The sequence below is a fragment of the Nostoc sp. CMAA1605 genome, from assembly GCF_021596505.1.
Lineage (GTDB): Bacteria > Cyanobacteriota > Cyanobacteriia > Cyanobacteriales > Nostocaceae > Trichormus.
In genome coordinates, this window is the sequence record NZ_PJIZ01000068.1 from 19,534 (window position 1) to 30,386 (window position 10,853).

Consider the following 10,853-nt stretch of genomic DNA (forward strand, 5'->3'; position numbering starts at 1 on the left):
ACTCACGTACTCTACCAAGAACAAGAGGAACGACTACATCCTTCTTTACAGGTCAACGAGCAGATAACCCATTCATCTCCAATGCCTTTACCACTGAGCAGCAATTTACACCTTTTATTGCTGGTTTAACTGGAGGCGCAAACATCTACGGTTTACTACCAAGCAGCATTATTGATGGCAGGAATCTAGGTATCAACACCTCAGCCAATCCTGATGCCTTAGTAGCAGTGTATCGATTAGATTTAGGCCCATCAGGCTTTAGTCAGGACTATGGCACTTATCTCGCCAACGGTGACAAGACTGCCGACTTCGATATGCTGTTGTTCGTTAACCTGACAGATTCTGTGTTAACCAATCCCACACTCAGTATCTTGCCTACAAACTCAACCTCCAGTTCTACTTCTAGTTTGCTGACTGGACAAGCACAGGCTTTAACAGCCCTGAATCCGCGCGCAGTCTGGGCAACCCTCATACCAGGAGATGCAGTCAAGGTCAATGCAACAATTAGTGGTTCAACTACATCAATTTTAGGTACCACCCTCATTGATGGACAAATGGCTTACATTAAAGCCGCACGGCCAGACTTGACGGTGACACCCAATATCACAGGACTGCAATCAATAGCACTCAGCCCAAATGGTCAACAGATATACGGAGTCAACCCCACACAAAATGCCTTAGTATCCGTGAATGCAAGTGACCTGACTCAGCGTCAATTATTCAAAGACGGGTTAGAAGGAGTTAATGGATTAGGTGGTGCTACCGACCTGACTATCAGTCGTGACGGTAATCATGTTTACGTCACCAGTCCAGGTGACAGAATCTTGTCAGTCTTCCAGAGAAATGCCACTAACGGCAACCTCAGCTTAGTTCAAGAACTACCAATTAGCGGAAGAAGTTTGGAATCAGTGGCAATCAGTAGCGATGGCAACCGCGTTTATGCGGCGGGGACAAACGGTCTCCAGGCATTTAACCGCAACACCACTACTGGAGTTTTGACCACTGCTCAGACATCATTAAATCTAGGTGGTGTTAGTAACTTCAGCAATATAGCAGTGAGCAACAATGGTTCAGTGCTATACGCCGCTAGTCGCACCAGTGACAGCTTATTAGTTGTCAACGCCAGCAACCTGAGCGTCATCCAGAGCATATCGGGAGCGGTCAATGGATTAGATGGAGCCAAAGGTCTAGCCATCAGTTCAGACGATCGCTTTGTCTACGTTACAGGTCAAGATGGTAACACCTTGTCTGTCTTCCAACGCGACACCACCACTCAAAACCTCACCCTTGTACAAACACTCCAGAACAGTGTCAATGGTGTACGCGGTCTTCTTGGTGCGAGTGATGTAACTGTTACACCAGATGGCAGATACGTCATGGTTACTGGTACTGACAGCAATGCAGTCGCAGTGTTTGAGCAGGACACAAGTAGCGGTAGATTACAATTCGCGCAACTGTTGCGGAATAACGTCGGTGGTGCAACCGGATTACAGACACCCACAGCCATAGCTACTAACGCCAATGGCACTAAAACCTTCGTCAGCAGTCTAGGCATTACAGGCAGCAATGGAGGACTGGCAGTCTTTGATACCAATACACTACAGCCAGAACCAACAACCATCCTGACGACATTCGATAACATCGAAGCTCTAGTAGTCAGCACAGCTAGTGGTGAAGACGTTATCACCCTACGCCAAGCCCCATCGCCAAAAGTATTAACAACCACAATCAATACTGGAGACGGAAATGATAGCGTCATCTTACAAGCTTTAAGCTCTACCACAGTCGTGAACTTAGGCACAGGCAACGATACAGCGCAACTACGTGCCGAAACTCCTAGTTCTAACCTGACTGTCCGGGGTCAGGGTGGGGACGATACCATCAACATCGAACGAGTCGGAACTTCTAGCCGCACCGAAGTCTTTGGTGGTGACGGTCGTGATACTGTACGCGTTTCCGGTGCTAATCTTCCCACCTCCGCTACTACCATTGCTCATGGTGACAACCCCAATGGTGTACCCCAAACCCAAGGTGACACCCTCATCTTTGACCCCCAAAACCCCAACCCCAATACCCCCAACTACACACCAGCCCCACCAACCGCCGGTGCCGGTAGTGTTAACGTCAATAGTAGAGGTGTACTCCAGTACGATACTTTTGAGGGGAATGTCGTTGTCATTGCTGCACCCATCATCAGCTTTAGCGGTCAGCCTTACCAAATCAACGAAGGTCAGTCCGTAACCCTCCAAGCTAATGTCACCCCACTAGGACAAGGAAACGCACTTTCAGGGCCAGTCATCTGGGATATTAATGGTGATGGCAGTTTTGGAGATGTGAGTGGCGCGACTGTAACCCTCACTTGGGCGCAACTGGTGGATTTAGGGTTAGGTGACAACGGTACATACCAAATTGGTGTCCGAGCCACAAACACTGACAGTTTCTCTAGTAGTGCCTTTACTAACCTAATCATCAACAACACACCACCAAGCATCCAAGTCAATGGTGTGAATGAAGTGGCAGTTGGCTCACCATACACAATTAACTTCTCTGCCACCGACCCTGGTAATGACCGCGTGTTTGAATGGCGCATTAATTGGGGCGATGGCACGCCAGTGGAAGTCTTTGGTAGTGGTACCACATCAGCTACCCATATCTACACCAATCCAGGGACAGCGCAAATTGTAGTCGGCGCAGTTGATGAAGACTCCACACCCAATGCCACCTTAGCCGCGCCGAAGACAATCACTGTCACAGTTTCAGCCAATCAAGTGAGTGCAGGTAGCCCCTATACCATTGCGGAAGGTGAGGCACTGACCCTGGATGCGATCGCGATCGGTACACCCACAGCTTATGCTTGGGATATTAATGGTGATGGCATCTTTACAGATGCCACAGGCAAAAATCCCACCCTCTTATGGACACAGCTACAGCAATTAGCAGCTAATCCCATCCAAAATAACGGCACTTACAATGTCCGTGTACGAGTCAGTTACAGCACAGGCCAGCAAGCCACATCGAACCCCGTCACCCTGCTGGTAACTAACACAGCCCCCACAGCCACATTCATTAATAGTGGTGCAGTCAATGAAGGTAGCACCACCACCGTCTCCTTCATCGACCGATTTGATCCATCCCTCAGTGACACAACAGCTGGTTTCTTCTACAGCTACGACTTCAACAATGATGGTCAGTTTGAGGTCATCAATAGTAATTCTAGTTCTGTGGTAGTTCCTAACCAATTCCTCAGTGATAACGGGACTCGCACTATCCGGGGTGTCATTCAAGATCAAGATGGCGGTGCAACAGAATTGTTTACCGAAGTGACGGTGTTGGCAGTTGCTCCGACATTAATCGTTAGTGGTGCAGATACAGCCGTAGAGGGAGTACCATACAGCCTAGATTTAAGTGCCAATGACCCTGGTAATGACACAGTTAGTCAATGGATTGTCGATTGGAATGATGGCACAATCGAAACTTTTGCAGGAGCTACTCAGTCTCTGACCCACAGATTTACAGACAACGGTACAAGGGTGATTCTGGTAACAGCCATTGATGAAGATGGAACTTACACGACAACCAAGACTGTGGCTGTAAGTAATACCGCACCACAATTGCAAAACTTGTCAGCGACAACCGCCGTTGAAGGTAGTATCAGCCGCTTGACTGGCAAAATTGTTGACCCTGGAACTCAAGATAGTTTCACTCTTTTAGTGAATTGGGGTGATGGCTCATCCGAGACATTCAATTTTGCGGCTGGCACTACTGATTTTGATCTGTCCCACCAGTATGGCGATAATCAAGATTACGTCATTATTGCCACAGTGACTGACAAAGATAGTGCTAGTAATACTGCTACGACGATAGCCAGAATCAATAATGCTGCACCAGCGATCGCTGGTTTGTTACTGGCAAACACCACTGTAACAGAAAATGGATTAGTCGTAGTCTCCGGTAGAATCACAGACCCAGGAATTGGAGACACCCACACAGTCAGCATTAACTGGGGTGATGGTACTACTTCTGCTGCCACCGTTGATGCCAGCACCCGGACATTCACTGCATCCCGTCGCTACGCCGATGATAACCCCACTGCTACAGCTGTTGATAACTACACAATTACGGCTACGGTAACTGATGATGATGGTGCAAGTGCAAGTGCTAGCACCATTGTGACGGTGACTAATGTTGCTCCAGTCATTACCTCATTCCAACGCACGGAAACAAAAGTCAATCGCAGCAACTCGGTATCTATCACTGGTGGATTCAATGATATCGGTCTATCAGATACCCACACTGTTACTATTGATTGGGGTAACGGTACCACTACCAATGCTGTAGTTGATGCGACCACCGGCCAATTTACAGCTACTTATAACTACACAGTCATTAGTGGTGATGGTAGTCGCTCTAATTTAAATGGTACTAGCGGCAACGACCGGATTTTTGGTGGTTTGAATGGTAAAACGATTACCGGTGGTGCAGGCAGTGATGAGTTTATTTACACAGACCTCCGAGAAGTGGGTCATCGCATTGCCGACTTTGAAGTTGGTAAAGACAAAATCAATCTGAGTCAGCTACTGGATAGCTTGGTGATTGGTGGTTATCAGGGTACGGATGCTATTGCTGACGGTTATGTACGCCTAGTACAAGGCTCCACCGCTAATAGCACTACTATCCAAATTGACCGGGATGGTAGACAGGGAACGGCTGTTTTCCGTTCATTCTTAATTATCGATAATGTTGGTCTGGCGGCTATGAATAATCCCAGCAATTTCATCTATAACGATGTAGATAACTACATTGTTACCGTGACTGTGACTGATGATGATGGTGGTAGCGATACTACCAGCACTACTGCTAGTAAACGTATCTAATAGGTTTGGTTATTTCGCCATCGGTTTTCAGGGTGAATGGGCTGATCATTTAGCCCTCCCCTGAATAACTGATCAACACCAGCTGTGCGTGTTTGTGTTTGTTGAATTGAAAACTTTTTTCACCCACTAACTACACCTATGTTTATGACTTTCAAGCGTTCACTATTAACCGCAGGTACTGTGAGTTTATTGAGTGCTGGTAATTGCTTACTTGCTCACCCTAGTTATGCTATCAGCCTGGATTTCAATGATTGGGACAGTATCGGTAATGTTCAACCTGTAACATCAAATTCAGCTCAAGCTAATTCAGGTACTGCCTCGACTGCTATCGCTGGTGGTGGTACTGACTCTCTAGAAGATTTCCTAGAAATTGCCCCCGGTAGTCTCGATAATTTGGCTCCCGATTCTTTCTTTGGTGCTGTTAGAGGATCTGCCATCAAGAAAACTATAGTAGTACAAGCTGGTGATAAGTTAACATTTAACTGGAATCTTACACTCGCATTTAATCAAGAACTTGGTGCTTTTGACCTTGACAAAGCTTTTGTGACAATTAATGACTCCATTAATCCTTTGAATATAGATAATAGTTTGACAGGAATTTACGAGTATATCTTTCCAAATGCTGGTAATTTCTTGGTTGGTATTGGTATCGTCGATATAGATGATGCTGGCGGTGAATCCCAATTGATTGTCAGTAGTCCTACACTTGAACCAGTTCCTGAACCCTTAACTATTTTGGGTGTATTTACCGGATTTGGTTGCGGCTTAATTATGCAACGGCGATTTGGTAAAAAATCTTAAGCACCTGAAGTTAAAGTTGTAGTAGGCGATCATATTGCCCCTAAACTTGTTAAGCTACCTGAAGATAGTCCTAAGAATGTTTCTAAATTACTGCTATTACTTCCTGTTTCGTCCTGGAGTGTTTCTAGGACAGCTTGGTAAGTACCATGAGCAGGAGTAACACCAAATTCGTTAGCAGTTTCAACTGTAGGAGTTATACCCACATTTATCTTTCCCGAAGGACGATTAGGAACTCAGGAAGGTCAGTTACATCTCCCTTTGAAACGGGGAACTGTGATTTACGTTTTACGGGCTGGTGTACCCATCGTACCAGCAGCTTTAATTGGCACGCAAGATTTATATTGGGGTAAAAAATTAATGGTGCGTTTTGGTGAACCCCTACATTTTCCAACCACGCTTAGACCAAACCGACAAGAAGTAGAAACAGCTTTAGCAACTTTGCAAAATGCCATTGCGTCTCTTTTACCCAGTGATTATCAAGAACCCACAGGAATCAAACCATTAAGACACTTTCTCAACCATATGTTGTGGTGAATTTAGTCTTGAAAAATCATGATATTCCCAGAATAACAAGCCACCCAAACCTCCCTCGTTTGCGGGTCGTAGGTAATACCAATGGGATGTGATTCGACATTGACTTTTTGCAAAACTTTCATGTCACTAGTGCGAACTTTACTCACTGAATTTTCTTTGTAGTTCACAACATAAAGTATTTGCCCATCCTCATTTAAAACCATACTGCGTGGGGCTTGACCTGTGATGACTTTATCTACTACTCTCCTTTGTTGTAAATTAATTTTAGCAATTTTACCCTCACCATTTAAAGAAGCATAGAGATATTTACCTGTTGGATCTATATTTAAATGTCGTGGAGAATTACCCACATTTCTAATCCATTTCACCGAAAATCTCTGAGATTCACTTCAGCAATGTCACTAGAACCCATCACCGCAACATAGGCTGTTTCTGAGGTTGAGTTAATAGCTATTCCGCGAGGATATGCACCTAATTTAATACGTTTAATTTCTTGGTTTTGATTAGCATCAACTACACTTAAATCCCAAGAACACCAGTTACTTACTAAAATTAATTGTTCATCAGGGGAAGCGGCGACAAATTTCGGGACTGAACCAACTTGAATGACTTGTTCAATATTGAGAGTATCTGTATCGATGCGATATAAAAAGCTGTTGTCTGTTTTCTGAGACGGAGAACATTTATCATTACCAGGGTTGTTGAAACCAGTACCATACATTTGATAGTTAGATACCCACGCATACTTACCATTGTGGGAAAAACTCGCTTCTACAGGCGCGCCTCTGTATTTACCTGGTTTTTTGGCGTAACCATATTTAGATAAATCTACCGTGTCGGGAATGACTTTCACCAATTTATAGTCCCGATTATACACAGTGATGGAGTGGTTATACATCATGTTTTGGGCGAAAAATAGCCCATCACCGGAATAAACTACGGATTTTGGCGAAATTTTACTAGAGGAAATGGTTTTTACCAGCTGCATTCTTCCTTGTAGACGTTGGGAAACTTTCGCTGCTGGCTGGATAATTCGGATTTGTGGTTTTGGTGTTGGTTGTGGAGAGTTATCTGAAATTTTAGTTACTGGCGCAGATGTCAGAAACGGTGTAGTGTTGAATCCGTCTGTATGCGATTCTAGAGCTGATAGAGTTTGTTTACCTGCAAGACCATCGACAGTTAGTCCTTTGGCTTGCTGAAATTGGATGACGGCTGTGCGTGTAGCGTCATCAAAAAAACCGGAGATGGGTGCATTGAAATATCCAGCCGCTTGTAGTTTGCGCTGTAAGGACATGACACGATAACTATTGTCGCCTTTTTTGAGCGATCGCTTGGATACAACTTTTGGTTGTTCCTCATTGACCACATTAGCAAATTCACTCACCCCAGAACCATATCCTAAAGCCGCCAGAGTTTTAGACCCCACCACCCCATCTACTTTTAAACCATTAGCTTGCTGAAATTGGATCACAGCTGCTTCTGTGACAGCACCAAAGTAGCCTGTAGGGTTCTGCTGAAAGTATCCAGCCGCTTGCAATCTTTGCTGAAGAGATGCGACTTGAGACCCTCTATCACCCCTTTTAAGTCCCATCGCTGGATTTTGTGAACTTAAGGAGACCATTGCTAAACAAGCCGCTAAGACTAAAACTCCTCTGTGGTTCTTTATCCAAGCTAGTTCCTGAAAGTACAACTCAACATCAGTAAGCACTTCCTCTTCAGGATCAGCTGATGCTGCATAACTCTCGGCTAGGTGCAAATAAGCAAGTGATTCCATAGGTAGAGCGTCACTAAGACGAGTCCTAATTTATGGTAAAATTTGGAACCCATTCTATCATATGTACTGATAAAGTCGCCCTATTGTAAAAAATTATGAAGATAGTTTTAGGAACTAGCAGCGAATAGGAATCTGGATGAATCAATTCAAAATTCAAAATTCAAAATAAAATTCTCGGTATTTTAGCTAGTGGAATTTTTTCATAAACATAAGCAACTAATCCCAATTTTGGATTTTGGATTAAAAGCCTAGATTGTTAGCCTGTTCCCTGTTCCCCGTTAAATAGTTTTCTCAATCACCGTACCAGATTCAGACAATTTCCCTTGAATAACCATCACAGAACAAGGTGCATGATGAAGTACATAATTACTCACACTACCCAAGAAAAACTCGCTTAATCCAGCACGACCGCGACGACCAAGTACAATTAAATCAGCAGGCCAACTGCGCGCTACTTCGCAAATTATCCGACCCGCATCACCCATATTTTGAGTAAACCCAGTTTTCACACCTGTATTGATAGCAGTATTGGTGAGCGATCGCAACCATTCTAATCTTTCTTGCTTGAGTTGTTCCCACTGTCGAATATATGTCTCTGTTGGTGCTGGTGGAACTGTGGGATAAATAGCGTCAGGCTGCATAAATATCGGACTAATATAAGGTTCTTCTAAAGGAGATAAAATATGCAGCAACATCATTTCCGCATTATTTGCTTTCGCTAAACATACAGCCTCATCAAAAACATTTTGACTGACTTCCGACTGATCTATGCCTACCAAAATTTTTTGATACATAGTAACAGTTCTCCTATGTTACTAACGGGATTTCTGCATATTAATGATGATTTTCCAGAAATGAAAATACTATGATTGAGTTCGTAGTAAGGACTTTAGTCCTAATTTGATAACTAAAGTTCTCTCTATAAACATCTAATTGTTGAGCCTCATTCTTCTTATATCATACCGATAAAAAATATCCCCCACTTCCTCAAAAAGTAGGGGATTGGATTTATTGGGACAAAATTTAATGCTTGGGTGTAGCTTCACCAAACTTAATCAAAAGAGCGATCGCAATACTCACCGCTAAAATTAAAGTCATACTCAAAGCTGAACCAAAACCCCAGTTTTGCGTAACTCCCAGAAACTGGTTGTAAACTAACCGCGCCGCCGTCATACTAGAAGCACCACCCAATAATTCTGGATCAACAAAATCCCCTAAACCTGTAATAAATACCAGTAAAGAACCGGCTGCAATTCCTGGTAAGACTTGGGGAACAGTCACCTTCCAAAAAGCCTGTACAGGATTTGCACCCAAATCAGCTGCGGCTTCTAACAAACGCTTGTCTAACTTTTCTAAAGAAGCATATAAAATTAACACCATATAAGGTAACAAGCTGTAACTCATACCAATTAATACAGCCGGTATTCTATTCAGTAATTGTAGAGTCGGTAAATCTAAACTAGCCAGTAAATTATTCAATAAACCACTGCGACGCAAAATAGTTACCCAAGCATAGGAACGCAGTAGAGAAGAAGTCCACAAAGGTAAGACAAAACCTAACAGTAATAAATTACGCCATTTCTGAGGAGCAATTTGAGCAATCCAATAAGCAACAGGAAACCCCAAAATTAAACAAATGAAAGTCGTGCTAACTGCTAAACCCAGCGATCGCAAAATTACTTGTAAGTATAAAGGATCAAAAATCCGAATATAGTTAGCAAAACCTTGAGGATTGACTAGATCACCTGGTCTAATATCTGGTACTAAACTTAATTGAAAAATAATTAATGCAGGTAACACCAGCAAAAGCAGTAACCAAATACCAGCCGGCGCAAGTAAAGTTAGAGGTTGTAACCAATCAAATCGGCGGCGATTCAATTCGATGTTATCCAGAGTACGAAGTTTGGTATGCACGGTTGGGGATTGGGGATTGGGGACTGGGGACTGGGGACTGGGGATTGGGGATTGGGGACTGGGGACAAGGAAGGAGAAGAACTAATGACTATTGACTATTGACTATTGACTATTGACTATTGACTATTGACTAACTACTCGTCAACTTTGTCCAATATCGATCATAGACTTCCTCAAATTGTCCCAAGGGACTGATACGTTCACACTTGGCTAACAAGTCATCTGGGGGGAAAAAGTTGGTGTTGTTTTTAATTTGTTCGGGTAACAGTTCAAATCCGGCGCGGTTGGGTGTAGCAATTTTCAATCTTTGCGTGATAGTCGCTGCTATTTCTGGTTGTAAAAGAAAGTTAATCCAAGCATAAGCACCATCTTGATTTGGTGCTGATTTCGGAATTACCATTGTGTCAGTCCATAGAGAAGAACCACTGCGCGGAATGACATATTTTAGCTTGGAGTTCTCTTTACTGACTCTAATGGCATCAGCAGAATAACACATGGCTAAAATTAAGTCCCCTGCTAACATCTGATTTTGCCAAGCATCAGTGTCAAAAGCTGCGATCGCTGGTTTTAATTCTGTTAATTTTTGATACGCTTGTTTGATTTCATTATCATTTGTGAGTTGTAAGAATAACCCAACATTTTTAATACTGCACCCATAACTTCCCGCACATCATTTAATAATGTCATGCGTTTATTGAGTATGGCTTTGTTTTGCCAGAGATAATCCCAATCTTCGGGGGCTTGTTTGAGAACCTCGGAGTTATATAATAATCCAGTTGTTCCCCAATTAAAGGGAATACTATAACGGTTTTTCGGGTCGTAAGTGGGGTTTTGAAATTGAGGAAATAAATGATCTAAACCAATCAGGCGATCGTGTTTTAATTCTACTAATAAATTTTTATCTACCATCTTTTGTACCATGTAGTCTGATGGATAAATCAGGCTATAAGCACCAC

7 protein-coding genes and 2 pseudogenes are annotated in these 10,853 nt (G+C 43.3%); 3 read left to right on the forward strand and 6 right to left on the reverse strand.

The window, feature by feature from the left end:
- Window positions 1–227: 227 nt before the first annotated feature.
- Window positions 228–4,874: a PKD domain-containing protein gene (locus tag CV014_RS20470; RefSeq protein WP_236143714.1), complete on the forward strand. Its 4,647-nt coding sequence runs from the start codon at window positions 228–230 to the stop codon at window positions 4,872–4,874.
- A gap of 144 nt (window positions 4,875–5,018) precedes the next feature.
- A complete protein-coding gene (locus tag CV014_RS20475) occupies window positions 5,019–5,675 on the forward strand; it encodes a PEP-CTERM sorting domain-containing protein (RefSeq protein ID WP_236143715.1) in 657 nt (218 codons plus the stop codon).
- Window positions 5,676–5,704: 29 nt separating this feature from the next.
- On the opposite strand, the gene CV014_RS20480 is transcribed toward CV014_RS20475, so the two are convergent.
- A complete protein-coding gene (locus CV014_RS20480) occupies window positions 5,705–5,878 on the reverse strand; it encodes a hypothetical protein (protein WP_236143716.1) in 174 nt (57 codons plus the stop codon).
- Window positions 5,879–5,882: 4 nt separating this feature from the next.
- Here CV014_RS20480 and CV014_RS20485 point away from each other — a divergent pair.
- Window positions 5,883–6,209 (forward strand): annotated as a pseudogene (locus CV014_RS20485) (lysophospholipid acyltransferase family protein); the annotation flags it as partial.
- A gap of 2 nt (window positions 6,210–6,211) precedes the next feature.
- On the opposite strand, the gene CV014_RS30455 reads toward CV014_RS20485, so the two are convergent.
- From CV014_RS30455 to CV014_RS20510, 5 genes and pseudogenes are all read right to left on the reverse strand, one after another.
- Entirely contained in the window at window positions 6,212–6,559 is a 348-nt protein-coding gene (locus CV014_RS30455; protein ID WP_236143717.1) for a YncE family protein, read from the reverse strand.
- 14 nt (window positions 6,560–6,573) lie between these two features.
- A complete protein-coding gene (locus CV014_RS20495; protein ID WP_236143718.1) occupies window positions 6,574–7,983 on the reverse strand; it encodes a peptidoglycan-binding protein in 1,410 nt (469 codons plus the stop codon).
- A 278-nt stretch (window positions 7,984–8,261) separates the two neighbouring features.
- The gene (locus CV014_RS20500; protein WP_236143719.1) at window positions 8,262–8,777 is read right to left on the reverse strand and encodes a universal stress protein; all 516 of its coding nucleotides are present in this window, start codon (window positions 8,775–8,777) and stop codon (window positions 8,262–8,264) included.
- 229 nt (window positions 8,778–9,006) lie between these two features.
- Entirely contained in the window at window positions 9,007–9,867 is an 861-nt protein-coding gene (locus CV014_RS20505) for an ABC transporter permease (protein ID WP_442946928.1), read from the reverse strand.
- Between the two features lie 160 nt (window positions 9,868–10,027).
- Window positions 10,028–10,853 (reverse strand): annotated as a pseudogene (locus tag CV014_RS20510) (polyamine ABC transporter substrate-binding protein); the annotation flags it as partial.